The 26,127-nt window shown below is 66.6% G+C and carries 25 protein-coding genes; 8 read left to right on the top strand and 17 right to left on the bottom strand.

Annotated elements, in window-relative coordinates; genetic code table 11:
- Positions 1–100 precede the first annotated feature (100 nt).
- The 3 genes from AC5QAH_RS05345 to AC5QAH_RS05335 form a co-directional block, all read right to left on the bottom strand.
- Positions 101–1,009: a manganese catalase family protein gene (locus tag AC5QAH_RS05345; protein ID WP_495232158.1), complete on the bottom strand. Its 909-nt coding sequence runs from the start codon at positions 1,007–1,009 to the stop codon at positions 101–103.
- Positions 1,010–1,047: 38 nt separating this feature from the next.
- Positions 1,048–1,569, bottom strand: a complete 522-nt coding sequence (locus tag AC5QAH_RS05340; RefSeq protein ID WP_019337686.1) for a ferritin-like domain-containing protein — start codon at positions 1,567–1,569, stop codon at positions 1,048–1,050.
- 159 nt (positions 1,570–1,728) lie between these two features.
- The gene (locus AC5QAH_RS05335; RefSeq protein ID WP_239682781.1) at positions 1,729–2,037 is read right to left on the bottom strand and encodes a hypothetical protein; all 309 of its coding nucleotides are present in this window, start codon (positions 2,035–2,037) and stop codon (positions 1,729–1,731) included.
- Positions 2,038–2,276: 239 nt separating this feature from the next.
- On the opposite strand from AC5QAH_RS05335, the gene AC5QAH_RS05330 reads away from it, so the two are divergent.
- On the top strand, positions 2,277–2,669 hold the full coding sequence (locus tag AC5QAH_RS05330) for a response regulator (RefSeq protein WP_019337688.1): 393 nt from the start codon (positions 2,277–2,279) through the stop codon (positions 2,667–2,669).
- A gap of 214 nt (positions 2,670–2,883) precedes the next feature.
- On the opposite strand, the gene AC5QAH_RS05325 is transcribed toward AC5QAH_RS05330, so the two are convergent.
- The 6 genes from AC5QAH_RS05325 to AC5QAH_RS05300 all read right to left on the bottom strand — a co-directional run bounded on the left by AC5QAH_RS05325 (position 2,884) and on the right by AC5QAH_RS05300 (position 7,624).
- Entirely contained in the window at positions 2,884–3,570 is a 687-nt protein-coding gene (locus AC5QAH_RS05325) for a glycosyltransferase family 2 protein (RefSeq protein WP_043395812.1), read from the bottom strand.
- Positions 3,567–4,154 carry a class I SAM-dependent DNA methyltransferase gene (locus AC5QAH_RS05320; RefSeq protein ID WP_019337690.1) on the bottom strand — a complete coding sequence of 196 codons (588 nt, stop codon included), beginning with the start codon at positions 4,152–4,154 and terminating at the stop codon, positions 3,567–3,569. The genes AC5QAH_RS05325 and AC5QAH_RS05320 overlap by 4 nt, the downstream gene beginning before the upstream one ends.
- Positions 4,151–4,909: a PIG-L deacetylase family protein gene (locus tag AC5QAH_RS05315; protein WP_043395815.1), complete on the bottom strand. Its 759-nt coding sequence runs from the start codon at positions 4,907–4,909 to the stop codon at positions 4,151–4,153. Before AC5QAH_RS05315 ends, AC5QAH_RS05320 begins: the two co-directional genes overlap by 4 nt.
- Positions 4,897–5,838: a hypothetical protein gene (locus tag AC5QAH_RS05310; protein ID WP_049455228.1), complete on the bottom strand. Its 942-nt coding sequence runs from the start codon at positions 5,836–5,838 to the stop codon at positions 4,897–4,899. Before AC5QAH_RS05310 ends, AC5QAH_RS05315 begins: the two co-directional genes overlap by 13 nt.
- 105 nt (positions 5,839–5,943) lie before the next feature.
- Positions 5,944–6,450: a hypothetical protein gene (locus tag AC5QAH_RS05305; protein WP_049455227.1), complete on the bottom strand. Its 507-nt coding sequence runs from the start codon at positions 6,448–6,450 to the stop codon at positions 5,944–5,946.
- Between the two features lie 10 nt (positions 6,451–6,460).
- The gene (locus AC5QAH_RS05300; RefSeq protein WP_029550776.1) at positions 6,461–7,624 is read right to left on the bottom strand and encodes a zinc-dependent alcohol dehydrogenase; all 1,164 of its coding nucleotides are present in this window, start codon (positions 7,622–7,624) and stop codon (positions 6,461–6,463) included.
- Positions 7,625–7,773: 149 nt separating this feature from the next.
- On the opposite strand from AC5QAH_RS05300, the gene AC5QAH_RS05295 reads away from it, so the two are divergent.
- From AC5QAH_RS05295 to AC5QAH_RS05285, 3 genes are all read left to right on the top strand, one after another.
- On the top strand, positions 7,774–7,962 hold the full coding sequence (locus AC5QAH_RS05295; protein ID WP_049455226.1) for a hypothetical protein: 189 nt from the start codon (positions 7,774–7,776) through the stop codon (positions 7,960–7,962).
- Positions 7,963–8,062: 100 nt separating this feature from the next.
- Complete coding sequence (locus AC5QAH_RS05290) at positions 8,063–8,701, top strand: DUF6766 family protein (RefSeq protein ID WP_049455225.1); 639 nt, start codon at positions 8,063–8,065, stop codon at positions 8,699–8,701.
- A 3-nt stretch (positions 8,702–8,704) separates the two neighbouring features.
- Entirely contained in the window at positions 8,705–9,274 is a 570-nt protein-coding gene (locus tag AC5QAH_RS05285; RefSeq protein ID WP_019337697.1) for a cysteine hydrolase family protein, read from the top strand.
- Between the two features lie 7 nt (positions 9,275–9,281).
- Here the strand turns inward: AC5QAH_RS05285 and AC5QAH_RS05280 are convergent, their stop codons facing one another.
- From AC5QAH_RS05280 to AC5QAH_RS05270, 3 genes are all read right to left on the bottom strand, one after another.
- Entirely contained in the window at positions 9,282–9,515 is a 234-nt protein-coding gene (locus AC5QAH_RS05280; RefSeq protein ID WP_100041155.1) for a metallothionein, read from the bottom strand.
- Positions 9,516–9,637: 122 nt separating this feature from the next.
- The gene (locus AC5QAH_RS05275) at positions 9,638–10,084 is read right to left on the bottom strand and encodes a Rap1a/Tai family immunity protein (RefSeq protein ID WP_224329367.1); all 447 of its coding nucleotides are present in this window, start codon (positions 10,082–10,084) and stop codon (positions 9,638–9,640) included.
- Positions 10,085–10,441: 357 nt separating this feature from the next.
- The gene (locus AC5QAH_RS05270) at positions 10,442–11,425 is read right to left on the bottom strand and encodes a substrate-binding domain-containing protein (RefSeq protein WP_049455223.1); all 984 of its coding nucleotides are present in this window, start codon (positions 11,423–11,425) and stop codon (positions 10,442–10,444) included.
- Between the two features lie 161 nt (positions 11,426–11,586).
- Here AC5QAH_RS05270 and ptsP point away from each other — a divergent pair, with 161 nt between their 5' ends.
- The 4 genes from ptsP to AC5QAH_RS05250 all read left to right on the top strand — a co-directional run bounded on the left by ptsP (position 11,587) and on the right by AC5QAH_RS05250 (position 18,178).
- Positions 11,587–14,097 carry a phosphoenolpyruvate--protein phosphotransferase gene (gene ptsP, locus AC5QAH_RS05265; protein WP_495232157.1) on the top strand — a complete coding sequence of 837 codons (2,511 nt, stop codon included), beginning with the start codon at positions 11,587–11,589 and terminating at the stop codon, positions 14,095–14,097.
- Entirely contained in the window at positions 14,094–15,050 is a 957-nt protein-coding gene (locus AC5QAH_RS05260) for a 1-phosphofructokinase family hexose kinase (RefSeq protein ID WP_495232156.1), read from the top strand. Before ptsP ends, AC5QAH_RS05260 begins: the two co-directional genes overlap by 4 nt.
- An 87-nt stretch (positions 15,051–15,137) precedes the next feature.
- Positions 15,138–16,841 (top strand): PTS fructose transporter subunit IIC, encoded by a 1,704-nt coding sequence (locus AC5QAH_RS05255; protein WP_495232155.1) that lies wholly within the window; start codon positions 15,138–15,140, stop codon positions 16,839–16,841.
- Positions 16,842–16,924: 83 nt separating this feature from the next.
- Positions 16,925–18,178: a carbohydrate porin gene (locus AC5QAH_RS05250; protein ID WP_495232154.1), complete on the top strand. Its 1,254-nt coding sequence runs from the start codon at positions 16,925–16,927 to the stop codon at positions 18,176–18,178.
- Between the two features lie 112 nt (positions 18,179–18,290).
- On the opposite strand, the gene AC5QAH_RS05245 is transcribed toward AC5QAH_RS05250, so the two are convergent.
- Genes AC5QAH_RS05245 through AC5QAH_RS05225 form a run of 5 tightly spaced genes read right to left on the bottom strand, consistent with a single transcriptional unit; the run spans position 18,291 to position 26,108 of the window.
- Positions 18,291–19,136: an aldose epimerase family protein gene (locus AC5QAH_RS05245; protein ID WP_495232153.1), complete on the bottom strand. Its 846-nt coding sequence runs from the start codon at positions 19,134–19,136 to the stop codon at positions 18,291–18,293.
- Positions 19,126–20,163, bottom strand: coding sequence for a glycoside hydrolase family 43 protein (locus AC5QAH_RS05240; RefSeq protein ID WP_049455219.1), 1,038 nt, complete (start codon positions 20,161–20,163; stop codon positions 19,126–19,128). Before AC5QAH_RS05240 ends, AC5QAH_RS05245 begins: the two co-directional genes overlap by 11 nt.
- A 16-nt stretch (positions 20,164–20,179) precedes the next feature.
- The gene (locus AC5QAH_RS05235) at positions 20,180–21,664 is read right to left on the bottom strand and encodes an MFS transporter (RefSeq protein ID WP_495232152.1); all 1,485 of its coding nucleotides are present in this window, start codon (positions 21,662–21,664) and stop codon (positions 20,180–20,182) included.
- 59 nt (positions 21,665–21,723) lie between these two features.
- Positions 21,724–24,417: a glycoside hydrolase family 3 protein gene (locus AC5QAH_RS05230; protein ID WP_495232151.1), complete on the bottom strand. Its 2,694-nt coding sequence runs from the start codon at positions 24,415–24,417 to the stop codon at positions 21,724–21,726.
- Positions 24,414–26,108 (bottom strand): glycoside hydrolase family 43 protein, encoded by a 1,695-nt coding sequence (locus tag AC5QAH_RS05225; protein WP_495232193.1) that lies wholly within the window; start codon positions 26,106–26,108, stop codon positions 24,414–24,416. Before AC5QAH_RS05225 ends, AC5QAH_RS05230 begins: the two co-directional genes overlap by 4 nt.
- Positions 26,109–26,127: the final 19 nt, after the last annotated feature.

Below are 26,127 nucleotides of genomic sequence, written 5' to 3'. Positions count from 1 at the left end.
CATCCCTTCGTGGGCGGACGTGATGTCCGCCCACTTTCGTACGCCCCACGCTGCCCAAGGGCGTTGCAACCGGGGCGCCGCACGGGCGCACCGGGTTCTTTCACGGCTCGCGTGGTGGCAGGTCCAGTGCGCCTGCGCCCGGGCCGGCCCCCAGCTCGGCCCCGGTGGTCGGCCGCGCTTCCGGGTCGGAGAGCGTGCGCAGGGTCATGGCCTGTACTGCCGCTTGTTCGCGTGGGTCCAGGTCCACCGTGCCGCCGCCGTCGCCACCATCCACAGCGGCCTGTGCCTCGCGGTCGCTGACCCGCTCCCAGAGCTCGCCGCTGTTCCAGCTGCCCTGCAGGTCGTCGGCGCCGTCGCCCTGCGACATGTCAATGTACAGATCGGTGAATGCAGGGTCCCCCGGCAGCTCGCCCGGCGGGAAGTTGGGCTGGATGCTGTGCAGCGCCTTCTCGAATGACTTCATGTGCGCGATCTCGCGCGTCATCAGGAAGCGCAGCGCATCCTTGATGCCGGGGTCGTCGGTGACGTTGATCAAGCGCTCATACACCAGCTTGGCGCGCGCTTCGGCCGCGATGTTCGAGCGCAGGTCGGCGGTGGGGTCGCCGATCGAGTCGATGTAGGCGGCTGTCCACGGCACCCCGCTGGAATTGACCAGCGCGGGGCCGCCACCGTACAGGATCTGTTCGGTGTGGCTGGTGCTGTTCTGGCCCAGCAGGCGCATGTCCTCGGCCTCGGCAAGCCCTTCGGACTGGATCGCCTTGGGCCCGCGGTTGAGCATGGCGATGATGGTGCCGATGATCTCCAGATGGCTGATCTCCTCGGTGGCGATGTCCATCAACAGGTCCTTGCGCCCGGGGTCGCATTCGCCAAGTCCCTGGGTGAAGTAGCGCATCGCCGCGGCCAACTCGCCCTGCGGGCCGCCGAACTGTTCAAGCATGAGACTGGCGAGCTGCGGGTTGGATTCGCGCACGCGCACGGTATACATCAGCTTCTTGTGATGAAAGAACATGGGGTTTCTCCAATGGCGGGCGTGGGCGGGTGTTGGGGTCAGCGCTTGGCTTGGGCGCCCGGCGTTTCGTCGCGATTGAGGAATGCACCGACCAGGCCGTCCTGGTGGTCCTCCAGCCAGCGCGCCATGGCAACCTCTTCCTGCAGGATCTGGCCACACACGGCCGCAATGTCGGGCGCGCCGGCGCGCTCGGCAGCGATCACCAGCGCCCGGTAGGTGGCGATCTCGGTATTCTCGAAGCCGAACGAGAGGCCTACGCTCTTGACCACCTCGTCCTCCATCAGACTGGTGCCCGCCGCGTGGAGGGCGGCAGTCATGCTCGCGAACAGCCCCTTTGCGGTCGGCACGCTTCCCCCAAGCGCCTCAATGCACTCGCGCAGGGAAGCTGCCTGCCCTTGCGTCTCCTGGACGTGCTGGCTGACGCGTGCGGCAAGCTGGGGATAGTTCTCGATCCGCGAAGCCATGGCCTTCATCATGGTCTCCGCTTCCTGTTCCATGGCGTAGGCGTCCTGCAGCCACTTCAGCAGGCGCTCGCTTCGGGCGGTGTTCTGGTCTGCCATCTCGATCTCCGGTGCGGGGCAACATGCCTCCGGAGACCATGGTGGAGCGCTGGCAATCACCGCCTTGTCGGCCGCTGTGATCCGCCGAAGCTCGGCGCTGCACGCAGCGCTGATGCGGCGATAACAACATCCGCGTCCCCTTGCTGGACCCGGGCGCTCTCAGTTCGCCAAGGCGCTGGATACGCCTACGTTGACTGCAGGGCGCTGGCGCCTGGCGTTCGAGGCGCCCGCGCCCTCTGCCGCCATCACGGCCTGCATGACCCGATGTTCAGCACGATGCGCGCCGCCGTCCACGCCCACGACATAGACAAAGCGCCCATCAAACTTGGCCTGTGCACCGTCCAGGGCGTCGTCGGCCAGCAGCGCTCGCTTCAGCGACTTCATCCATGTCCGATCAGGCGTACGGTCCAGTTCCACGACAATGGCGGCGCCGCCACAATCGAGCGGCATGCACTCGATACGCAGCACGCCAGGAGAGGCCGCTTCGGTTCCGGATTGAGGCATGACAGAAACTCCGATAAGGGGTCGGCGGCAGTATCCACAGTGCATGCCAAGAAGCCGTCAACGAAATCCATAACGCCTTCCACGCCTCCTCCACGAGGTTGGCCACGCGCGCAGAGCTTCGCGCCGGACTGACAATGCACACGCAGGATCTTGATGCAGCACAGCAGAAACTGGTGTTCCCAGGACAACACAGGCATGAACGCATGCAATCCGCAACCGGCCAGCGCAGATGCAACCTGCTGCTGGTGGAAGACCAACTCGACCTGGCCGCACTCATGGAGCACGCCCTTGAGGACGTCGGCGATCAGGTGACGCATGCCTACAGCGTGTTCGACGCTCTCGGGCTGCTGGACACCCAGCGGTTCGACGGCGCCGTGCTCGATGTCGAACTTCGCGACGGTGTGGTCTTTCCCGTCGCTGATCGCCTGGCAGAACTCGGCATCCCCTACCTGTTTGTCTCTGCGGTCTACGACCAGCTGGTGCCGCAGCGCCACCGGCGCGCAGCCTTCGTGGCCAAACCGTTCCATGTGAGTCAATTGCAGGACACGGTCCGGCGCGTGCTGGGCGATACCTGCGCGCAGCCGCCCGCGCATTGACTCCATACAACCGTCACCCCAGGTACGGGGCCACCACCAGGCTCAGCTGGCGCAGCGCGCCACCACGGGAGAGCCCATCCCAGTTGCTGCGCGCCACGCTGCGGATCTCGGAGTAGGCAGGGATGAGGGCCTTCGTGGCCTGCCCTGTCCCGACGCTTTCCTAAACCGCACGCCCCGATAACACGGGGCCCTTGCGTGACGGAGTGGCTGACCCTCAGGTGATCAGGGCGGGTGCTTCCGCGCCAGAGCGCTCGCCACCCAGCGCCGCCAGATAAGCGGAGAATCCGCCTGTAGCGCGCCCCTGCAGACGCGCACTGGTCATCACCACGGGAGCGCCGGCCCATCGCACCACCGCACCGCGGCGTTGCAGCGCTCTGACAAGCGCCACGTCTTCACTACAGTGCAGGGGAGCAAAGCCGCCAACGGCCCGATAGGAACAGGCAGAGACGCCGAGGTTGGCACCGTGGATGCGCCCATGATGGTCGCCCCACTGCTGCCTTGCCTGGAATGCCCTGCGCAGGCGCCGTTCACTCTGGCAGGTCGTCGCTATGTCCACCAGTCCGCAGAAAGCGTCACAACTGCTCTGAACCTGTGCGGCCAGCCACTCGGGAGGCACCTCACTGTCAGCGTCCGTGCTTGCCAGCCACCTGGCGCCCCGCCCCAGCAGTTCAGCAGCGGCTGCGGCCCGGGCGACACCGACGCAGCGTGCATCCAGCTGTACGCTCCCGACCCGGTATCGGTGGCAGATGGTGCCCGTTGCATCCGTACAAGCGTCCAGCGCGACCATTACCTCCACTGCTTCGCCGCCGAGGCCTGGGTGCAGGGCCGCCACCCGGATGGATTGCAGGCACCGCGCGATACTGTCCGCCTCATTGTGGGCGGGTATCAGGACGCCTATCACCGCAAGCCCTCGTTCCGGGCCAATGATAAGGGGCCCCGTGTCCATCCCTGAAGCACGAAGTCCGCATCGCGGTAGTGGAAGGCTTCCTGCAGGCCTTCCCCCAGGCATCGATGCACCACCTCGGTCCGGCTCGCGCGTCCCGGGAACGAGGGCAACCAATGGCAGGCGACCAGCAGGCCGTCATCGCGAAGTGCTTCATCGATGCCACCGCGCAGTTCGCGCAGTGCGCCTGCCCCCAGGTAGTAGCCCATTTCGCCGCAGACGATCAGGTCGAAGCGTCCTGGCGGCCATTGCTCGGGATGGCTGGCGCAATGGACCTGCACGTGCGGCAGATGGGCCAGGTTGCGGCGCGCCTGGAACGCCGCACGTGGACTGATGTCGGTTGCAAGCAGGCGTTCGCAACGTGCCGCCAGCGCCTCGGTCAGTACGCCGTTGGAACACCCCAGTTCCCAGCCGCGAGCGAACTGGCGCTGGCTGAGGCTTGCCAGCAGCAGCGCACGCTTGCGCTCTTCATACCACCGGCTGCGGTAGCCGAACGGGTCCTCCTGCTCATGCAGGTCATCAAAGTACGGTTGGGCGCTCATGCCAGAAACACCTCGTAGTTTCGGAAGAATCGGGCGAGTACATGTGCGGGCAGCACCGGCGGGCTGTTCAGGCCCGCCACGTCACCCGTCTGCGTCCGGAAATGCGCGATCGCGTTTCGTTTTGCGGACGCCACCGCTGAAATGTCGATCAGCTTCGGAACCTCCCACGCCATATGTGCGCAGGCAGGGTCAAGCCAGTGCCAGCCCCACACCGGGTACTCCAGCCGGTGGCAACCGGCCGCCCGCGCGGCGCGGCAGGCAGCGCGCCCTGCGGCTTCGTGATCGGGGTGGCCATCAAACCGCCATGGCGCCAGGACCAGATCGCGCGGTTGCAGATACTGCTGCAGCCAGCCTTCCAGCCCCTGCTCGTGCGCGCTGACCGCGCCGTCGGCGATACCCAGGTGGAAGATGGAGCCGACCGGAATACCGAGTTCGCCCAATGCCGCGGCAAGCTCCGCTCGGCGCGTTGATCGCAGGCGTTCGGGCGTCCACCACGGCTCGCCCGGATAGCATGCTTCACCGTCGGTCACGGCAACGACACTGACGTCGATACCCTGCCCCACAGCGTGATGCAGCAGCCCGCCACAGCCGAGTATTTCGTCATCCGGATGCGGCGCGACCACCACCATGCGGTCATGCCCGCTGCAGAGTGCGGTTGCCGGTATGGTCGGTTGCTGCCAGAGCCAATCGCAGTGCAGCCAGGCCTGCTCCTGGGTTCCTTCCCCTTGCAGGGGTGTCCTGGCTACAGCGCCCATGTCGCCTCCTGTGTGGCACGCTGCTCGCCCAGCCATTCCCAATCGCGATCGGCGTGGCTCTGGCGAAGGAACACGGTCAGGTCCGCGCAGCGCCGGGCATGGGAGGCCTCCAGGCACATCGGGCCCGGGCCCAGCGCGCGACCCGCCAGGTCCAGCACACGCGTTGCCGCACGCTCGACCACACAGCGCAGGCGCACCACATCTTCGCGATGGGCCAGTTCGGGCGCGGCGTCGATGCGCGCCGCCAGTTCGCGAAGCAGCGCGGCAGCCGGGCCGAGGGCGAGGTCCACTTCACCCAGCAGCCGCGCGCGATTCCCCTCGGTGCAGGCCGGTCGCATGCGCTCGGCCAATGCGGCCGCTGCGCCAAACCAGACCGCCGCGATGCCTGCCCCGCCATGCCAGAAGCCCGGGCGCTGAAGGTAGTCATCGCGCGTCCCCAGGATCACCATCGGTGCGCCGTCAAAGCGCACCGTGGTGGACGGGATTGCGGCCATGCCCACGGCGGGCCATGGCTCGCCTGCAAGTGTGTGCCAGTGTTCCGCCGCCACCTGGCATAGCCACACGCCCTGCGCGTTGCGAACCGTTACCAGTGCCGAATCCACCCATGCGCTGCCGGAACACCAGGGTTTGTCACCGTACAGTCCACCGCCGGCATCGATGCGAACGGTGTTGGCCGGACCGTCTGCAGCCCACACCGCCAGCAACGTGTCTTCAGCATGGATGGGCACCCTCAACTCGGCAGCAATCGCTTGGGCGTCATAGTGGGCCTCCAGTACCTTGGCCAGGCAGAGATCCTCTGCCCCCCAGGCTGCCAGCGCCTGCCAACGCTGCAGCGTCTGGCCGCCCCCGGGCAAAGGCAATGCCGGTTGCTGTACCAGCACCTGGCGTGCGCGATTGAACAGCGAAGAGGATGACGTCACATCCTGCATGGGTGGCAGACCTGCAATGGAGATACGCCATGAACGTAGGCGGCAGGCAGTCACATGCCTGTCTTGACGGCGTGGCGGGCACATGAATGCCCGGTACCGTGATCCTCACAGACCCGTCTGCGTGCGTTGCTCTCGTGCACGCACGCACTGCCGCAGTTCCCACAGCCATGGCAGCACCACCAGGCCCAGTGCCGGCAACAGGGTGAACCACCAGACGTCTGGTGCTGCAGATTTCACTTCGAGCGACCACCGGGGGTGCACCTGCCAGCCGACCCAGCCCAGCAGGACCCACGGCGCGGCATCCAACACGCTGTGCAAATGTTGTTCCGCCGGGCTGATGCGTCGACGGCCGTCCGCGCTGACGGTATCGAAGTATCCGGCGACCGCGTGTGCGATGACCAGAAGTGCCAGAAACGTGAGGAGCGACAACGTGTTTTCCAGCAGCAGCCACGCCAGCACGCCGCTGCCGATCAGAAGCAGCTGCACCCCATGCAACAGGCTTTCGCGCATCGCGGAGGTGTGTGGAAGGTCGGTCCGGCGATGAAAATGGAAGTCCAGCGAACCGGCCACCAACCACAGTGCGTACACACAGCCCACGACAATCGCACTCATGGCGCCACACTCACGGTGTCAGAACGATCTTGCGGCAGTCGTCATCCTTGGCATCAAACATCGCATAGCCCTGCGCTGCATCGGCCAGGCGCATCCGGTGCGAGATGATGTCACCCGGGTCCAGCTTTCCTTCCATGATGGCGTCCAGCAGCTCGGGCATCAGCCCCTGGACATGGGTCTGCCCCATCTTGAACGTCAAGCCCTTGTCGAACGCGTCGCCCAGGAGGAAACCGTGGATGAAGCCGGCATAGACACCGGGGATGCTGACCACGCCGCCGCGGCGGGCCGCTGCGATGCACTGCCTGATCGCCACCCCGCTGCTGCCTTCCAGTTTCACGGCGGTCAGCGCTGACTCCAGCGCACTGCCTTCGGCCTCGAAGCCTACGGCCTCGATGCAGGCGTCTGCGCCGCGCCCGCTGGTCTGGGTCAGGATGTAATCGGCCGGGTCCTCGATCTCTCTGAAGTCGATGGGGGTCACCCCGTAGGCGCGACGCGCGTAGTCAAGGCGGTAGCGAAGATGGTCCACCATGAAGATGGTCTCGGCCCCCAGCAGCCGGCAGCAGGCTGCGCTCATCAGCCCCACCGGCCCGGCACCGAAGATGGCCACCGTCGAGCCTGCCTTGACCCCTGCGTTCAACGCAGCCTGGTAGCCGGTGGGGAGAATGTCAGACAGGAACAGCACCTGCTCATCAGCAATGCCTTCCGGAATGCGCAAGGGACCCACATTCGCCTTCGGTACACGCACGAATTCGGCCTGCCCACCGGCCACGCCGCCATACAGATGGCTGTAGCCGAACAATGCGGCCGGAGGCAGTATGCCCTTCTGATTCAGTGCGGCGCCCTTGCCCGGATTTGTGGTCTCGCAGGCGGCATACTCGGCCAGCCGGCAGTGGAAGCACTCGCCACAGGCAATCACAAACGGGATCACCACGCGATCACCGGGTTTCACCTGGGTCACGCCGCTGCCGACCTCTTCCACCACGCCCATGAATTCGTGGCCCAGCACATCGCCATCGTGCAGGTCAGGAATCTTGCCCCGGTACAGGTGCAGGTCCGAACCACAGATGGCGGTGGCGGTCACCCTCAGGATCAGATCATCCTCGGCCGCCAGTACCGGGTCCGGCACGGTCTCGACGCGCACATCCTTGCGGCCGTGATAGGTCAATGCCTGCATCGCGGTGCTCCAGAAAGATCGGAACACCAGCATCGCAGGGCGCTCCTCCTGCTGCGGTGACATCCGGGTGTGCGCAGCGTTCATTCCGCGGCGTCGTGGCGTTAACCCGGACCGGTGCAGGCTTCAGGTTCTCGCCGCAGGAGCTGCCCATGAACGACAAGCTGCCTTTCAATCCAACCACAGACATGGACGATCAGTCGAAGGCCCATACGCCGGACAAACGTCGCAACGACCAGGCCAGGTGGAAGGACCACGACATGCCCGACGATGGGGACGGCCCCAAGGCGGTACCTGAAGACTACGAGCGGCCGGATCCTGACCCGACAGACAAGCGTTGAGCCCGCCTCACATTCCGGATGCGCAGCAATCACGAGGCAAGGCCCTTTGCCCACGCAAGCTTCATGGACGGTCTTTGGAACAGCCTGAACGAGGTGTTGCATGTGGAAACGCAACGGTCTCTCGCTGGTGCTGCTTGCGCTCACGTTGGTGTTCATTGTGGGGCAGGCAGTTGCAGGGCATCACGTGCACAACCAGGAACTGGTCGAGCACGGACGCATGCCGATCGATTTCTGGCACTACCTGGCTACCGGGCACTTCGTCAGCGCTACGTTCGAGAATTGGGAGAGCGAATTCCTGCAGATGGGGATGTACGTTCTGCTGACGGTCAGCCTACGCCAGCGCGGTTCGGCTGAATCGCGGCCGTTGGACACTGCACGGGAGCAGAGCCGCGTCGAGCCAGGACCTACGCCCTGGCCGGTGAAGCGTGGCGGCATCTGGAAGGTGCTGTACGGTCATTCGCTTGCAATCGCCTTCGGGCTGTTGTTCCTGCTGAGCTTCACGCTGCACGCGTTGGGAAGCTGGCGAGCCGAGCAAGCCGAGAAGCTGTTGCAGGGCCTGCCCGCACCCGGCTTCCTGCAGCACCTGGCCAGCAGCACATTCTGGTTCGAATCCATGCAGAACTGGCAAAGCGAATTCCTGGCCGTGCTGTCTCTGGTGGTGCTGACGATCTTCCTGCGCCAGAAAGATTCGCCGCAATCCAAGCCGGTCGAGGCGCCACATACCCAGACAGGAGATTGAACCATGGCAGATGATCCGTCGACTGCCTTGCTGATCATCGACATGTTCAGCCGTTTCGATTTCCCGGGCGCGCAGGAGCTGGCGCCCGCGGCAGAGCGGGCGGCCCGGCAGATCCGGCGCCTGAGGGATGACTTCGACGAACGCGGGTGGCCGGTCATCTACGCCAATGACAACTTCTCGGATTGGAAGCGCGATTTCCGCCAGCAGGTGGAACAGTGCCGGCGTGACGGCGGTCCGGCGGGGCGAATTGCCAGCCTTCTCTCACCTTTGCCCGGTCATTACTTCGTACTCAAGCCCAAGCATTCGGCGTTCCTGGCCAGTCCCTTGCCGATTCTGCTGGCCAAACTCGGAGTGCGCCGCCTGTGCCTGAGTGGCATGACGGCCGATTCGTGCGTTCTCGCCACCGCGCTGGATGCCAACGCCAGAGAGTTCCACGTCGTGTTGGCACCGGAGGTCGTGGCGGGGCTGCCATCCCGGAAGCGGCGCGCACTGGCGCTGCTGGCTGATTCGGGCGCAGCCAGGATCGCGCGGCTTTCTTCGCTCGTCTCCGGGCAGGAAGCAGGATGGCGCTGAAGGCAGCTCAGGCCCGGTCGGCTATACCCTGTACGCCCGCATGACCGGCGCAATGTGCACAGCAGAAGATCTGGCCATTTCCTTCAACGCCATGCCCGATAACCGCGCATTCGCAGTGTGCGCAGCGGGGTGCGAATGCGTGGATCGCGCACTCGAACGAATCGAACGTGCCGCTGCGCCCGCCCTGCTGCAGCGTAAAGCTTTTGTCGTAGTTGTTGCCGCAGACATCACAGGTAGCCATGGGGCACCTCGTGCTGTGGAAGGAACATGCAGTGTGGCAAGCGCGAATGTCGGTGGCCGTGAATGCACCGTGTCGCGAGGGTGTAGGACGTTCGCACCGTCGCCAAGCGGGCGCGGCGTGCTTCATTGGTCATTGCCGGGCTCGGCACTGTTGCCACGTGGTGTGCCGCGACCACAGGGAAACGCCGTCCGCAGCCCTTCGACAACCAGTGGCGACGCATCCTGCTGCAATCGCTCGCGGGGCAGTTGCCGGAGATGGGAAGACACATGGTCGACCAGTTCATGCGGAAGGATCTGGCCCTGCCCGCACCACTGTCCGCGGCTGGCATCGGCGACGCCCAGGATATAGCCGCTGGCGCGAGCGCTGGACAGGCTCCGGCACTGTTCGCCGTCGCAGAACCCGTCATCGCCTTTCCCCTGCAGGAGGGTGATGAGTTCCGTGCCGCTGACAAGCCAGGTCCGTGCCGGCTGCGTTGTTCCGGCCACGGCGGACCCAGCCAGCGCGCAGAGGCCAAGTGCGAGGAGCCGACACATGACGCGGCGCGCCTGGGGTTGGTGATGTCCCTTCATGTTGAGGCCCTGGCTGTTGCTTTCATGGATGCCACGCGGCAGAGGTCAAAGCCGATCAAGCTAGCCAAGAAACGCGATGGCATCGTAGAGGCTTTCAGAATACGTCGTATTGGCCGTTTTCCATGCGCCACTGCCCGGAGATACGTCGCTAGTCGGACCAACGGGATGCTGAAGGCACGGGCGCTGCCAGCCATCTGGAAAGATCGTGGTGGGATATCTGCAGGCGGAGCAGTGTTGAATATGGCTCTGACAATGCGATCCTCCACTGTGTCTGCGTACGGATGGCTTGTAGCAGACAACGCATGACCCGCCAACACCTGGCGGCTGCTTCATGGACTGCCGCAAGCAGGCGCCGGACTATCGCGCAGCCGTCGACCCTCTCACGACGCACCTTCCCGTCATCACCAGTCTGCGCACGGGCAGCTCCGGCATGCGCAGGCGTTCCAGCAACAGCGACATCGCAGCTCGCCCCATGTCTTCAACCGGCTGCTCGACCACGGTAATGCCAGGTTCGACCAGTTCGGTCCAGCGCTCGTTGTCGAACCCTGCCAGCGCCAGCTCTCCTGGGATGGCGAGACCGGCGCTGCGCGCCGCCTTCAATGCACCCATGAGCAGCAGGCTGTTGCTGGTGACCAGCGCGTCGGGACGCGAAGGGCCGGCCAGCCATTGGTCGACCGTTGCGATGGCGGCCTCGGCCGTTGGCTCGACTTCGCGGTAATCCGGCTCCAACCCGTGCGTGCGCATCGCAGCAAGATAGCCGTCGCGGCGCTCGGCCGCCGTGGTGCTGGTGCTGCCGAACAGGCCGCCGATGCGGCGATAGCCACGCTCGACGAGATGCTCGACCAGGGCGCCCATCGCCGCGGGATTGTCCAGCACCACGCTGTCGATCGACCCGCTGGCCGCGGCGCGGTCCACCAGTACCGTCGGGAAGTCCAGCGCGAGCCGTTCCAGCCGCCCCACCGTGGTCCGTGTGGGCGCAAAGATCAGTCCACTGATGCGCTCCTCGTGCATCAACTGAAGATACAGCGCCTCGCGCTCGGGGTCTTCATCGGTGTTGCAGAGCGTGACGCGCAGGCCTTCGCGATAGGCGACCTCCTCCACCGCACGGATAAGCGCAGTGAAGAACGGGTTGCGGATATCCGCAACGATCAACCCGATGATGCCGGTGTGCCGGGAGCGCAGCCGTCTTGCCTGCAGGTTGGGTCGATAGCCGGTCTGGCGGATCGCCAGCTCGACCCTGCGGCGCACGTCCTCGCTGACCGGACCGCCTCCGAGCACCCGTGACACCGTGGATTTGGAGACCCCCGCCACGCGTGCGACGTCGTTGATGCTGATGCTCATTGGAAACGTTCCCGGAAACGTGCGCTGTTCATGGCCGAATGGCTGTCCAGGATAATCCTAACGCCAAAGGAATATTGGCTTTTTGTGCAGTGCACATTGAAATACGGAGTGGGAACGTTCCCAATACGTCCCAGCCCCCCCCCCCCTTCCCGGAGCCCGCTTTGTCGCCCCTGACCTCCCCCTCCCCCGTCAGCCGGGAACTGATCCGCCTGGACGCGCGGGCACAGGACAAGACCGATGCCATCGCCCAGGTAGCCCAGATGCTGGTCGCCGCCGACTGCGTGGCGCCGGGCTACGAGGCCAGCATGGGACGCCGCGAAGCGCTGGCGAACACCTTCCTCGGCCATGGTGTGGCGATCCCGCATGGGCTCGGCGAGGACCGCCACCTGGTGCGCCGCGACGGCATCGCGGTGCTGCAATTGCCGGAAGGCGTGGAATGGAACCCCGGCCAGGCCACCCGCCTGGTGGTTGGCATCGCTGCCCAGTCCGATACCCACATCACCCTGCTGCGCAGGCTGACCCGTCTGATCCAGGACGAGGCCGCGCTGCAGCGGTTGTTCACCACCCCCGATTCGAGCGACATCGTCAATGCGCTGGCCAGTGATGTCGCGGTCACGGCAGCCCACGTGCCGGTGGCGGACCTGGCCGAGCGCTTCGACTGGACCATCGCTTACCCCAGTGGACTGCACGCGCGCCCGGCCACGCGCTGGGCAGAGACGGCGCGGGGTTTCACGGCCCGTGCGCAGGTGCGCGCGGGCGATCAGGTGGCCGATGCCAAGAGTCTGGTGGCGCTGCTGCAGCTCGGGCTTCGCGAGGGCGATGCCGTTAGTGTTTCTGCCGAGGGTGCCGATGCCCACGCCCTGCTGGCCGCACTGCGCAAGGTCATGGATGGGCTGGTGGCGCAGGAAAAGACCGATGCGGAGCGTGCAGCACAGCGAAAGGCAGCGCCGGTCGCGGGCTGGAGTCCACCCGAAGCGCAGGCGGCGATCGTCGGCATCGGCGCCAGCCCCGGACTGGCCATCGGACCGGTGCATGTACTGGCCAGCGCGCAGGCCGATGTTGCCGATCGCCCTGCCCCGCTCGGCGAGGGCGGCGCACGCCTGCAGGATGCACTCGGTCGCACCCGCCAGCAGCTGGCCGCACTGCAGGACGACACGCAGCGCCGCCTTGGCGCTTCGGATGCTGCGATCTTCAAGGCGCAGGCTGCGCTGCTTGACGACACCGACCTGATTACCCGCACCTGCCAGCTGATGGTTGAAGGTCATGGTGTCGCCTGGTCGTGGCACCAGGCCATCGAGCAGATCGCCTCCGGGCTGGCGGCGCTGGGCAATCCGGTGCTGGCCGGGCGCGCTGCCGACCTGCGCGATGTGGGTCGGCGCGTACTGGCGCAGCTTGACCCCTCTGCGGCCGGTGGCGGCCTGGCCGATCTGCCGGCGCAGCCGTGCATCCTGCTTGCCGCCGACCTGTCGCCCTCTGATACCGCCAACCTCGACACCACCCGCGTGCTCGGCCTCGCCACCGCACTGGGCGGTCCCACCTCACACACTGCAATCCTCTCGCGCACGCTCGGCCTGCCGGCGCTGGTGGCCGGTGGCGCCGAACTGCTGGTGATCCAGGCCGGCCGCGAGGCGATCATCGACGGCAGCAGCGGGCGGCTCTACCTGTCCCCCTCCGAGGCAGATCTTGCTTCGGCTCGCGCCTGGATCGCTGGGCAGCAGCAGATCCGCGCGCGAGAAGCGGCGCAACGTGCGCAGCCAGCGCAGACCACCGATGGCCATCGCATCGACATCGGTGCCAACGTGAACCTGCCCGAGCAGGTGCCATTGGCGCTGGAACAGGGCGCGGAAGGTGTCGGCCTGATGCGCACCGAATTCCTGTTCCTCGAACGCGGCAGCACGCCCAGCGAGGAGGAGCAGTACGCAACCTACATGGCGATGGCCAACGCGCTGGACGGCCGTCCGTTGATCGTGCGCGCGCTCGATATCGGTGGCGACAAGCAGGTCGCCCACCTGGAGCTGCCACACGAGGAAAACCCGTTCCTCGGCGTGCGCGGCGCGCGCCTGCTGCTGCGTCGCCCGGATCTTCTGGAACCGCAGCTGCGTGCGCTGTATCGCGCAGCCAAGGACGGTGCACGCCTGTCCATCATGTTCCCGATGATCACCTCGGTGCCCGAGCTGGTCGCTCTGCGCGCCATCTGCGAGCGCCTGCGCACCGAACTCGAGGCGCCCGACGTGCCGATCGGCATCATGATCGAAGTGCCGGCTGCCGCAGCCCAGAGCGATGCGCTGGCGCGCCACGCCGACTTCTTCTCGATAGGTACCAACGACCTGACCCAGTATGTGCTGGCGATCGACCGCCAGAATCCGGAGCTTGCCGCAGAGGCCGACAGCCTGCATCCGGCCGTGCTGCGCGCGATCCGCGCCACGGTGGACGGTGCACGCACGCAGGGGCGCTGGGTGGGTGTCTGCGGCGGCCTGGCCGGCGATCCGTTCGGTGCGATGCTGCTGGCGGGACTGGGCGTGGACGAACTGTCGATGACCCCGAACGACATCCCGTCGGTGAAAGCACGCCTGCGCGGCACTGCGCTGGCTGATCTGCAGAGGTTGGCCAACGCCGCACTGGACTGCGAAACCGCTGAACAGGTACGCGCGCTCGATGGAGCAGGCGCATGAGTAGCCGCGCGGTCACCGTCACGTTGAACCCGGCGATCGACCAGACCGTGCGGCTGGCCGGCCTGCGGCCGGGCCACGTGCACCGCGCCCGCAGCAGCCACGACGATGCAGGAGGCAAGGGCATCAATGTGGCCGCCTGCCTGGCCGACTGGGGCGTGCCGACTACCGCGCTGGGCGTGGTCGGCGATGGCAACGCCGGCGTGTTCTCCGCACTGTTCGCCGAACGGGGCATCGAGGATGGTTGCCTGCGCGTTCCTGGCCATACCCGCACCAACATCAAGCTGGTCGATGAGGCCGACGGCGAGACCACTGACATCAACCTGCCCGGCCTGTCACTGCGTGAGGCCGATCTGGATGCGGTGTCGGGCCGGCTCGCTGCCCTGCTGCGGCCGGGCCTGCCGGTGGTGCTGTCCGGCAGCCTGCCGTCCGGGCTGCCGGCCGATGCATGGGCGCGATTGCAGATACAGGCCGGCACCGCCGGTGCGCGCGTGCTGCTGGACACCAGCGGCGACGCACTTGTGGCTGCCTTGAGTGACGCCGCGGGTGCGCTGCCCCACGCGGTCAAGCCCAATCGCCACGAACTGGAGGCCTGGACCGGCACCCAGCTGCCGGACCGCAGCGCCCTGCGTGTCGCTGGCCAGGCGTTGGTCGAACGCGGTGTTGCGCTCGTAGCGATCTCGATGGGCACCGACGGCGCGCTGTTCATTGATCGCAGCGGCGCGCTGGTCGCACGACCGCCGCGACTGGCCCAGGGCAGCACGGTCGGTGCGGGCGACGCCATGGTCGCCGGCATCGCTGCCGCGATGCTGGAGTCCTCCCTCGATCTGGCCGGTTGCGCACGGCTGGCGACCGCGTTCTCGATGAGCCGGCTGCAAAGCGGTGACGCACGACGGCTGGACCCGGCGCAGGTACGCGCATGGGCCGGCGATGTACTGATCGAGCGGTTGGATTGACCCCTCCTGCCGGAGGCACGGCGGCTGGCTTCACGCCAACCGCAGCGCCCTCGGCAAGGACGAACCCGAAGAATTCCAGGAGTTCCCATGCACGCTTCCACCGTAGTCATCGCCGCTGGCGAGCGCAGCATCGAGGCGGTTCTTGCCGCCGAAGCGCTGCGCCGCGCCGCCCGCCAGCGCGGGCTGGAGCTGATGATCGAGATCCGCAGCGACCAGGGCGTGACCGGCGCACTACCTGCATCGAACGCCGCCGCCGCGACGCACCTGCTGCTGGTGGGGGATGGTGAGGCGGACATCGCGCGCTTCGCCAATGCCGAAGTCGCGCATGCCAGCCTGGGCGAGGTACTGGACGACCCGGTTGCGGCGCTCGCACCGCTCGCGGCCACACTGTCGAGCAACGCTGGCACGAATGCCGGCAAGCGCATCGTCGCCGTTACTTCCTGCCCCACCGGCATCGCTCACACCTTCATGGCGGCGGAGGGGCTGCAACAGGCCGCCAAGGCGCTGGGCCATGCAATCCGGGTCGAAACCCAGGGCTCGGTCGGCGCGCAGGACGCGTTGAGCGACGAGGAAATCGCGGCTGCTGACCTCGTCCTGATCGCCGCAGACCGCGAAGTCGATCTGTCGCGCTTCGCTGGCAAACGCCTGTTCAAGAGCGGCACCAAACCGGCGATCAGCGACGGCCAGAACCTGATCCGCAAGGCGCTGGCCGAAGCTGGCGTGCAGACCGGCACGGTGGCTTCAGGTCGCACCACCGAGAAGGCCAGGGTGACCGGCCCCTACAAGCACCTGATGACCGGCGTGTCGTTCATGCTGCCGTTCGTCACTGCCGGCGGCCTGCTGATCGCACTGGCGTTCGCGCTCGGCGGCATCTATGCCTTCGACGATGCACACAAGGGCACGCTGGCCTGGTCGCTGTTCCAGATCGGCGCCAAGTCCGGCTTCATGCTGATGGTGCCGGCACTGGCCGGCTACATCGCCTACTCCATCGCCGATCGCCCGGGCATCGCCCCGGGCATGATCGGGGGATTGGTGGCAGTCAACATGGATGCGGGCTTCATCGGCGGTATCCTGGCCGGTTTCATCGCCGGCTACGGCGTGCATTGGATCAACCGTGCGCTGCGCCTGCCGCGCAGCCTGGAAGGCCTCAAGCCGGTGCTGATCCTGCCGGTCCTGGGCACGCTGCTGGTCGGCCTGCTGATGATGTACGTGATCGGCACGCCGGTCGCCGGCCTGCTGGCCTGGCTGACCGACTGGCTGCGCGGTATGCAGGGCGGCAGCGCGATCCTGCTTGGCCTGCTGCTGGGCGGAATGATGGCAGTGGACATGGGCGGGCCGGTCAACAAGGCGTCCTACGCGTTCTCTACTGCATTGATTTCCAGCCAGGTCTACACGCCGATGGCGGCGACGATGATCGGCGGCATGACGCCGCCGCTGGGTATTGCACTGGCGACATGGCTGTTCAGCAACCGCTTCACCGCCGAGGAGCGCGGCACGGCCGGTGCCGCCGGCGTGCTTGGCCTCAGTTTCGTGACCGAAGGCGCGATCCCCTACGCCGCGCGTGATCCGCTGCGCACCATTCCGGCGCTGATCCTTGGTTCTGCCGTGGCAGGTGCAATCTCGATGGCCGCTGGCGTCGAGCTGAAGGTGCCGCACGGCGGCGTGTTCGTGCTGCCGATCCCGAACGCAGTCACTCACCTCGGCATCTACCTGCTGGCACTGCTGGCGGGCGTGGCCGTCACTGCAGTCGCGTTGCGCATCCTCAAGAAGCCGGTCACCACGCCGGCCTGATCCACCCCATCACCAAGCCCCTTCCACCTCCCCTGCGCACGCAGGGGCGCAGCGACCTACGCCCTGCACAAGGACCCTCGCCCATGACCCGCTCTTCCCGACACATGTTGCCGATGGCGATCGCGCTTGCCCTGCCATCCCTGGCCACCACCGCAGACGCGAGCGACGTCTTCACTCCCAAGCTCGCCTACACCGGCGAAGCCGCCGCCACGCTCGATGGGGGCAAGCGGAGCGGCACGGCCTATGCCGGCCAGCTGATGTTCGGTGCCGACGTGGACCTGGACGCTGCGTTTGGCTGGCGAGGCGCGACGATCAAGGCCTACGGCATCAATCGTCATGGCACCAACCTCGCCAACAGCAGCACGGGCAACAGCACCTCGGTGCAGGAAATCTACGGTGGCCAGGGCACGCGCCTGGCCAACCTGACGCTGGAGCAGAAACTGCTGGACGACCGGCTGGTGCTTGAGGCGGGACGCAGCGTCGCCAACATCCATCATCTCGGTTCGGAGCTGTGCCAGTACTTCCAGGGCAACTCGGCCTGCGGCAACCCGACCTACGTATTCCGTACCAGCAACTTCACCTGGTGGCCGGTATCGAGCTGGATGGCCGATGCCACGGCCTGGGTGACGCCCGATGTCTACGTGCGCGTCGGCGCCTACCAGGTTGATCCCAGCCAGGCCGAGGATGGCCAGCATGGCCTGAAGTGGAATACGAACCAGGCCACCGGCTGGATCGTGCCCTACACGATCGGCTGGCGCAGCCCTGCTTCGGCACGACTGAAAGCCCGCTACGAACTCGGTGGCTGGCAGGACAACTCGACCTATCGCGATCCGCTGCGCGATGCCAACGGCATCCCGGCGCTGCTCAGTGGTCAGGAATACGCAACACGTCACGGTCGCTCCGGCGCGTTCGCCCGCTTCGAGCAGCAGCTCAGCAGTGATGGCAGCGGCCGTGGCCTGACCCTTTTCGGTGCGGCGCTCAAGGGCACCTCTGGCCAGTTGATCGAGGATCATTTCCTGCAGGCCGGGCTGGTGCAGAAAGGCACGTTCGCCCACCGGCCGCAGGACAGCATCGCTTTCGTCGTGACCCAGCAGAAGTACAGCAGCATGGCGCTGGAAGACCTGCGCCTCGCCCGCGCCGCAGCCGGTGGCAGCGGCACCCCGCACGGGAGCCAGGTGATGATGGAGCTGAGCTATGGCATCCAGCTCACCCCGCAGCTTCGTGTTGCACCGAACCTGCACTACATCGTGCACCCCGACCAGTTCAATGAGCCCGCACGCCAGCACGACCTGCCGGATGCGCTGATCGCGGGCATGCGGATCGACTGGAACCTGTAGGAAATGTCAGGTGCTCCTGGGCGCGGCCCGTGTCAGGCACCGGGTCCACGGCCGGTCCAGGCGGCGTACCGACCGCCCGGCACCCGGATGATCGCCTGCCCTGGCCGGGGTTTCAGGTGCTGTCCGCCGCCCACGCCAGGTCGAACGTCAACGCGAGGCGCTGGCCGGGCTCCAGCCGGTGCGGCGCCAGCGTGAAGCCGTCCGGCGGACCGCTCTGCGGCTCGACACAGGTGGCGTGCGGCGTGCCGTCGTAGACCACCCAATGGTCGTGGTCCGAGCGCAGCCGCAGGCGCTGGCCTTCGCGTATCAGCGTGATGTCGCTGTCGGCGATGAAGCAGTCATCCCAGGGACCGGTAGTGGGATCCACACAGGGCAGCGTGGCAATACCTTCCTCGTCCCGCGGGTACATCGCACGAGGCGTGAACAGCAGCCGGTCCGGCTTCCGGAACCAGGGATGCCAGCCCAGCACCGCCGGCATCGCCTGCTCGCCGGCCTGGACCGAAAGGCGCATCTGCAGGGTGTGGGCCTGCAGCTGCAGGTCCAGCATGGCAATGCCACCGAAGGGCCAGTAGCCGTCGCGCGGCAACGCCAGCGACAACCTGGCTGCCGCCGCATCCAGCCGGTCGATCTGCCACGGTCGCGAGAAGCCCAACCCATGAATGGCATGCCCGTCGAAGTTGAGCGGCAGCCGATGCGGCCTGCCATCAAAGCGGAACGTTCCATGGCGGATGCGACCGGCCCAGGGCACCATCGGGTAGCAGCCCCAGGCGATCGCAGCCGCCCCGCCCTCCTGCGCGTCCACCAGCCACTCCACGCCCTGGTAACGCAGGTGCGCCACGCGCCCGCCCGCCCCTGCGGCGAGCGCAACCTCCAGTTCGCCGCATCTCAGCCAGTGCAGTTCACCGGCCGGCAGCGGGGCCAGCGCATCATCCACCGGCAGCATGCGCTCAGGCCCCATACGGATTGATCGTGCGGATGCTTCCGTCCGGCTCCATGTGCAGCGGCGTGCACTTGGCCGAGCGCAGGTGGGTGATGCCGCCGGACATCAGCGCATCGTGATAGAACAGGTACCACTGCCCTTCGAACTGGCAGATGGAGTGGTGGGTGGTCCAGCCCACGACGGGGGTGAGGATCACGCCAGCGTAGGTGAACGGGCCATACGGGCTGTCGCCGATGGCGTAGCACAGCTGGTGGGTGTTGCCAGTGGAGTACGACAGATAGTAGCGACCCTGGTACCTGTGCAGCCACGGGCCTTCGAAGAAGCGGCGCGCATGGTCGTCCGCACGCAGCGGCTGGCCATGCTCATCCAGGATCTGCACTTCGCGGGTGGGTTCGGCCAGCTCGGTCATGCAGGCGTCCAGGCGGCCCACGCGCGGCCCCAGGGCCGGCGCGCTGCCCTCGGGTTCCTCGTGGGCCTCGCTGTACTGGTTGTCACGATACTTCTGCAGCTGCCCGCCCCAGATGCCGCCGAAGTACAGGTAGTGGCTGCCATCCTCGTCTTCGAACACGGCCGGGTCGATCGAGTACGCGCCCTTGATCGGCTCCGGCTGGGGCACGAACGGGCCCTCCGGCCGCGTACCGATCGCCACGCCGATGCGGAACCGGCCCTCGGCGTCCTTGGCCGGGAAGTACAGGTAGTAGTGGCCATCGCGGCAGGCGGCATCGGGGGCCCACATCTGTTTCCGCGCCCAGGGCACGTCGCGCACGTGCAGCGCCATGCCGCAATCCATGGCCGCGCTATCGGGCGTATCCATCTTCAGCACATGGTAATCCTGCATGCCGAAATGGCCACCTTCGTCGTCGAATGGCTGGCCACCGTCGATGTCGTGCGAGGGATAGATGTACAGGCGCCCCTCGAACACGTGCGCCGAAGGGTCGGCGGTGTAGATGTGGGTCACCAGCGGTTGCGAAATGGCGTGCGCGGTGAGCTGCGCAAGACGGGCTTTGCTGGCCTGGCCGTCTTCGCCGGCATGGAGGTCGATCATGGTTGTCATCTTGGCGTTACGCGGAGGCGTCGGCGGAACGTCGACGCAGGTGGAGGTCCTGCTCGATGCGGGTTTCGGTGCGCTTGTCGATCCTGTAGAAGAACAGCAGCGCCACGGCGAGCAGGAAAGGAAGGGAGCAGTAGACGCTTACGGTCAAGCGGATGCCCTGCACCACGCCCTCAGGCTGTTGCGCCAGTCCTGCCTGGTAGCCGTAGTGGGCAAGGATCGCGGCGACCAGCGCGCCGCCGACGCTGAGGCCGATCTTCAGCCCGCACAACATCGCCGAGAAGATGATCGCCGTTGCCCTTCGATGGTTCTTCCACTCCGAGTAGTCCGCGACGTCGGCGATCATCGCCCACAGCAACGGGATGGTGATGCCATAGCAGAAGCCATGCAGCATGAAGGCTGCGAACGCCACCGCCATCGCCGTCGGGGGGAACAGGTAGAAGGCCAGCAGGAACAGGGTCGAGACAAACAGGGCGCCACCGAAGACATCGCGCTTGCCGAAGCGATCCGCCAGCCGCCGTGATGCGCCGATACCCAGGATCATGCAGAGGATGCCGCACGCGTTGAACAGGCTGAACGCCGAGGTGGCCGCATCCTTCGGCCAGGTGAACGCCGCGAAACCGGCGCTGGCCAGGGCGCCATTCAATGCACTGATCAGGCCGTTGAAGCCTGAGTTTTCCAGGAAGCCGGCCAGCGCCGCTTCGCTCATGTAGTACTGGAAGTAATAGATGTAGGTGCCGCCTTTCAACGCCAGGTTGATGAACACCAGCACGGTCAGCGCCAGCATCACTTGCCACGGGCGGTTGTGCAGCAGGTCCGACAGGTCCTGCACTATGCCGCCGGTCTGCTCGCGCGTCGGCACGATGCGCTCGCGGGTGGTGGCGAAGGTGATCAGGAAGAACACCGTGCCGATCAGTGCGAAGGCGGTCATGACCTGTTCAAAGCCGCGCACCCGGTCGCCATTGCCCAGGATCAGCACCAGCGGCATCAGCAGCACCTGGATGATGAACTGCGCGATCATCACGGCCACGAAGCGGTAGGCCGACAGGCTGTTGCGCTGGGCCATGCTGCCGGTCAGCACGCCGCTCAACGCGGAGTACGGCAGGTTGTTCGCGGCGTAAACGCAGACCAGCAGCGCGTAGGTGGCCAGTGCATAGATCACCTTTCCGCGCTCGCCCAGGTCGGGGGTGCTGAATGCCAGCAGTGACAGTACGCCAAAGGGAATGGCCGTCCACAGGATCCACGGGCGGAAGCGGCCCCAGCGGGTGGACGTTCGGTCAGCCGCGATGCCGATCAACGGCGTGAACACGAACGCACCCAGCAGGCCGACCACGAAGATGATCGTGGCCGCGGTGGCAGCTGGCAGGCGGTAGACGTCGGTGTAGAAAAACGCCAGGTAGGTGATCAGGGTCTGGAAGATCAGGTTGGCAGCGAGATCGCCCAGGCTGTAGCCGAGCTTCTCGCGTACCGATAGTGCGTGTTCAGTGCTTGCCATGCAGCGGACATCCTGGAAAAGGGATCTGGTCGAAGGGGAATCGATGCCGGCGGGGGCGATCAGTCATGCGCGGGCACCACGGTGAACCTGCCCTGCGCACGTATATCGGCACTGGACGCCCCCACCCTGACCTCGTAGGCACCGGGCTGCACCGCGTACGCCGCACGCGCCTCGTCATAGTGGCGCAGGGCCTGCGCCGCCTCCAGGGTGAACGTCACCGTGCGGCGTTCGCCCGGGGCCAGCTGGACGCGCTGGAAGCCACGCAGTTCCTGCACGGCATCGCCGCTGCCGGCGTGCTCGCGCCGCACGTACAGCTGTACCACTTCGTCACCGCTGCGCGTGCCCGTGTTGGCGACATCCACTGCCACGCCCAGGCGGCCATCGGCGCGGAGGCTGTCTGCATCGAGGCGGAGCGTTCCATAGTCGAACCGCGTATACGACAGACCGTGACCGAACGGATACAGCGGCGTGCCGCGGAAGTAGCGATAGGTGCGGCCCTCCATGGCGTAGTCGTCGAATGCCGGCATCGCTTCGCCGGCCTTGTAGAACGTGACCGGCAAACGGCCGGAGGGATTGACGTCGCCGAACAGCGCCTGGCCGACAGCGGTGCCGCCGCGTTGCCCCGGGTACCAGCTCATCAGGATCGCCGGCAGATGCGCCTGCGCCCAGTCCACGGCGATGGCCGAGCCACCGGTGAGCACCATCACCACCGGCTTGCCGGTGCCGTGCAGGGCCTCCAGCAGGGTGCGCTGCGGCGCGGGCAGCCGCAGGTCGGTACGGTCGCCACCGGCAAAGCCCGGGTAGTTGACCGTCATCTCTTCGCCTTCGACATCGCCGGTGAGTCCACCAACGAACACCACCACATCGGCATCGCGTGCGGCATCGAGCGCTTCATCGAACGGTGCCTTGGCGCCGGGCATGCGCCAGCCCAGGCGCACGCCGGCATCGCGCTGGTCGTCGTAGTACTCCAGCTTCAGCTCATAAGCACGCCCGGCCTGCAGGTCGAGTTCGACACCCTCGGCATGCAGGCGATCCGTGTTCACCCAGTGATCGATCACGCGCTTGCCGTCCAGATAGAGGCGGTAGCCATCATCGCCGGCCACCTCCAGCCGGTAGCGACCGGACACGGGCGGCAGCAGTTGGCCGCTCCAGCGGATGCTGAAGCGGTCGTTGGGTATGCCCTGCCCTGGTGCCGCTTCGCCGCGAGCCAGCAGGTTGTCGGTCGGCGAGCCGCGGTCCCAGCGGAAGCCGATCTGCGCGTCTGTACGCACCAGGGCCGGAGTGCCGGACAAGTCGGGCGTGCGGAAGTACTCACCGCGCAGGCCGCGCTCGGGCGACTCCGCCGAGGACCGCAGATAGGTCGGCTCGATCAGCGGTGTGGCGCCGGGATCGTCGCGGCCTTCCACCAGGTCGACGCCGCGGGCATAACGCACTTCAACGGCCTTGGCCGCCTCGCGTATGCCCTGCAGGATCGTCACCGGCGCCGCCGGTGTGCCGAAGTAGTTGCCGAGCAGTGCCATGGTGTCGTCGGCAGTGGGTCCGACCACGGCAATGCGCTTGATGTCGCGCGACAGTGGAAGGATGCCGTCGTTCTTCAGCAGCACGAGCGATGCCTGCGCGGCCTTGAGGGCCAGCGCATCATGGGCCGGCGCCTGGTTCAACGAGGCCGGAATGCGCGCCCAGCGCACCCGCTCCGGTGGGTCGAACATGCCCAGGCGCATCCGTGCGGTGAACAGGCGGGTCACTGCATCGTCGATCTCCGCCTCGCTGATCAGCCCCTGGCGCACGGCCGAGGGCAATGTGGCGTACTCCTGGCCGCATTCCAGCTCGGTGCCGTTCCTCACCGCCAGCGCCGCAGCGGCTTCGCGCGTGGTGACGATACGGTGGTGCTTCCAGATATCGACGATGGCCCAGCAGTCCGAGACCACGTAGCCCTTGAAGCCCCAGTCGCGTCGAAGCACATCGCGCAGCAGGAAACGGCTGGCACTGGCGGACTCCCCGTACACGCGGTTGTAGGCGCCCATGACCGCATCGACGTCGCCCTCCTTCACCAGCGCCTCGAACGCCGGCAGGTAGGTGTCATACAGGTCGCGCCGGCTGGGCCGTGCATCGAAGTGATGGCGGTCGGCCTCCGGTCCGCTGTGCACGGCCAGATGCTTGGCGGTGGCGTCCAGCTTGCGGTAGACGGGGTCGTCGCCCTGCAGGCCACGTACGAAGGCCACGCCCATGCGCGCGGTGAGGTACGGGTCCTCGCCATAGGTTTCCTGTCCGCGGCCCCAGCGCGGGTCGCGGAAGATGTTGACGTTCGGCGACCAGAAGGTCAGACCCTGGTAACGCCCGTGCGAGCCTTCGCGGAGGAACTGGTGGTGCTTTGCGCGGGCCTCGTCGCTGATGGTCGCGGCCACCTGCCCCATCAACGGTACATCGAAGGTCGCGGCCAGGCCGATCGCCTGCGGAAACACCGTGGCCTGCCCTGCCCGTGCGACGCCGTGCAGTCCCTCGTTCCACCAGTCGTAGGCGGGTACCCCCAGCCGTTCGATCGCCGGCGCGGCGTTCTGCATCTGCGCGGCCTTCTCTTCCAGCGTCATCTGCGCGACGAGTGCGGCGGCCCGTTGCTCGAAGCTGGCCGAAACGTCCAGCCAGGGCCGTAGCGCGGCCGCGGACGCGGCGGCCGCCACGCAGGTCAGTACGAACAGCGCGGCCCCACCGCGCAAGGTACGGCGGCGGGCCTTGGACGAAATCGACAGCCTCATTTGCTTCTCCCGGTGCGCTCGTCGCGCGCGAAAGGACCCAGCAGTGCGCCCACGAAGCCGCCTGCCCGGTCCGTACTCAGAACGGTGCCGTCCACCCCGCCTGCGAGCAGTTGCCAGCCCTGCCCATCGCCGGTGTCGAACGAGAACGCATAGTCGCCCTCGTTGCCGGCAATCTTCAGGCGCAGTGCTGCAGGCACCGGTACTTCACGGCTGGCCAGCGTCCGCGTGCTGCGGCCACCGTCGCGCGCTTCGAGGAAGAGCGAGAGGCGCCCCCCGCCAAGGTCACGAACGCCAAGGAAGTACCAGTACGCCTCGCTCTGGAACGCCGCCAGACCGGCGGCGACTCCGGAAGCTGGCGGGGTCATCGCGGTGCTCGCCTCGAAGCGCAGATGCTGCTGGCGCCGGCCGAGAAACGTCGGATTGCGCAGCGTGTCCAGATCCTCGGCAAGCGGATGCACGGCCAGCATGCCGGGGCGCGTGGCCAGGTCGGCCCAGGCATGCCGGGGCACCCGCACGCGCAGCCACTGTGGATCAAGCGTCGGGCCATCGAAATTGTCGCGCGCTACGAAATTGCCGGTCGAAGGGGCCTGGGATGCCTCGCCCTGCATCCACGCGGGGGCCTTGGCCACATAGGGAATGGCCTGGTCAACCGGCAGGATCTGCGGCCAGCCATCCTGCCAGCGCACCGGCAACAGGTAGGTCTCGCGCCCGGTGTTGTAGTGCCGCTTCTGGTAGTTGCGGCTGGCCAGGAACACCGCCCACCACGAGCCATCCGGGCCTTCGACCAGGTCGGCATGGCCGGCATTGGTGATCGGAAGTGGACGGTCATCCGGCAGTTCTCGCTGGGTCAGGATCGGATTGCCCGTATAGGGAACGTAGGGGCCCCACACCGTGCGGCTGCGCAGCACCACCTGCGAATGCTGCGGCCCGGTACCTCCTTCAGCGTCGGACAGGTAATACCAGCCCTCCCGCTTGTAGATGTGCGGTCCCTCGATCCAGATGGGATTCTTTGCCGGCTCCACGCCTCCATCAACCAGCACCCGGCGCGGCCCGATCGGCCTGAACGCCGCCAGATCGATCTGCTGCATCCAGATGGCGCGGTGCCCGTCGTAGCGCGGCGGGCCGGGCGGTGCATCGTTGTTGACCAGGTACACCTTGCCGTCATCGTCGAAGAACAGTGACGGGTCGATGCCATCGATGCCGGGCAGCCAGTGCGGATCGGACCACGGACCGGCCGGATCACGCGCGGTGGCGATGAAGTTGCCACCACTGTCGGTGGCGGTGGTGACGACGTAGAAGGTACCGTCGTGGTACTCGATGGTCGGCGCGAAGATGCCGCGCGAGACGCTCAGGCCGTCGAAATCCAGTTGCGTGGGGCGGTCAATCACATTGCCGATCTGCTTCCAGTGCACCAGGTCGGCACTTTCGAACACCGGAATGCCAGGGAAGTAGGTGAAGCTGGAATTGACCAGGTAGAACCGGCCGTTCGCGCGCACGACGCTGGGATCGGCATGGAAGCCGGCCAGGACAGGATTGCGGTAGTGGCCGGCCGGCAGCGGCACTTCAAACGCCTGGTCATTGCCGCGGTACTCGAACCAGTCGAAGTACACCGGGGGAGCATCCGGTGGCGCGCTGGCCCGGGTGGTTGCGGCCGACAGCAGGAACAACGCCCCCAGCAGGTGGCGCGCCATCGACCTCAGGCCGGCCCTG

Source organism: Stenotrophomonas sp. YJH_SMC_43 (assembly GCF_059372535.1).
The sequence above is the reverse complement of the archived record's forward strand: the minus strand, read 5'-3'. Positions and strand labels throughout refer to the sequence as shown.

Bases quoted from the DNA above. Each gene is read 5' to 3' on its own strand.
- AC5QAH_RS05345 (WP_495232158.1), bottom strand. From the start codon at position 1,009: ATGTTCTTTCATCACAAGAAGCTGATGTATACCGTGCGCGTGCGCGAA.
- AC5QAH_RS05340 (WP_019337686.1), bottom strand. From the start codon at position 1,569: ATGGCAGACCAGAACACCGCCCGAAGCGAGCGCCTGCTGAAGTGGCTG.
- AC5QAH_RS05330 (WP_019337688.1), top strand. From the start codon at position 2,277: ATGCAATCCGCAACCGGCCAGCGCAGATGCAACCTGCTGCTGGTGGAA.
- AC5QAH_RS05320 (WP_019337690.1), bottom strand. From the start codon at position 4,154: ATGAGCGCCCAACCGTACTTTGATGACCTGCATGAGCAGGAGGACCCG.
- AC5QAH_RS05315 (WP_043395815.1), bottom strand. From the start codon at position 4,909: ATGGGCGCTGTAGCCAGGACACCCCTGCAAGGGGAAGGAACCCAGGAG.
- AC5QAH_RS05310 (WP_049455228.1), bottom strand. From the start codon at position 5,838: ATGCAGGATGTGACGTCATCCTCTTCGCTGTTCAATCGCGCACGCCAG.
- AC5QAH_RS05305 (WP_049455227.1), bottom strand. From the start codon at position 6,450: ATGAGTGCGATTGTCGTGGGCTGTGTGTACGCACTGTGGTTGGTGGCC.
- AC5QAH_RS05300 (WP_029550776.1), bottom strand. From the start codon at position 7,624: ATGCAGGCATTGACCTATCACGGCCGCAAGGATGTGCGCGTCGAGACC.
- AC5QAH_RS05295 (WP_049455226.1), top strand. From the start codon at position 7,774: ATGAACGACAAGCTGCCTTTCAATCCAACCACAGACATGGACGATCAG.
- AC5QAH_RS05290 (WP_049455225.1), top strand. From the start codon at position 8,063: ATGTGGAAACGCAACGGTCTCTCGCTGGTGCTGCTTGCGCTCACGTTG.
- AC5QAH_RS05285 (WP_019337697.1), top strand. From the start codon at position 8,705: ATGGCAGATGATCCGTCGACTGCCTTGCTGATCATCGACATGTTCAGC.
- AC5QAH_RS05280 (WP_100041155.1), bottom strand. From the start codon at position 9,515: ATGGCTACCTGTGATGTCTGCGGCAACAACTACGACAAAAGCTTTACG.
- AC5QAH_RS05275 (WP_224329367.1), bottom strand. From the start codon at position 10,084: ATGAAGGGACATCACCAACCCCAGGCGCGCCGCGTCATGTGTCGGCTC.
- AC5QAH_RS05270 (WP_049455223.1), bottom strand. From the start codon at position 11,425: ATGAGCATCAGCATCAACGACGTCGCACGCGTGGCGGGGGTCTCCAAA.
- AC5QAH_RS05260 (WP_495232156.1), top strand. From the start codon at position 14,094: ATGAGTAGCCGCGCGGTCACCGTCACGTTGAACCCGGCGATCGACCAG.
- AC5QAH_RS05255 (WP_495232155.1), top strand. From the start codon at position 15,138: ATGCACGCTTCCACCGTAGTCATCGCCGCTGGCGAGCGCAGCATCGAG.
- AC5QAH_RS05250 (WP_495232154.1), top strand. From the start codon at position 16,925: ATGACCCGCTCTTCCCGACACATGTTGCCGATGGCGATCGCGCTTGCC.
- AC5QAH_RS05245 (WP_495232153.1), bottom strand. From the start codon at position 19,136: ATGGGGCCTGAGCGCATGCTGCCGGTGGATGATGCGCTGGCCCCGCTG.
- AC5QAH_RS05240 (WP_049455219.1), bottom strand. From the start codon at position 20,163: ATGATCGACCTCCATGCCGGCGAAGACGGCCAGGCCAGCAAAGCCCGT.
- AC5QAH_RS05235 (WP_495232152.1), bottom strand. From the start codon at position 21,664: ATGGCAAGCACTGAACACGCACTATCGGTACGCGAGAAGCTCGGCTAC.
- AC5QAH_RS05230 (WP_495232151.1), bottom strand. From the start codon at position 24,417: ATGAGGCTGTCGATTTCGTCCAAGGCCCGCCGCCGTACCTTGCGCGGT.
- AC5QAH_RS05225 (WP_495232193.1), bottom strand. From the start codon at position 26,108: ATGGCGCGCCACCTGCTGGGGGCGTTGTTCCTGCTGTCGGCCGCAACC.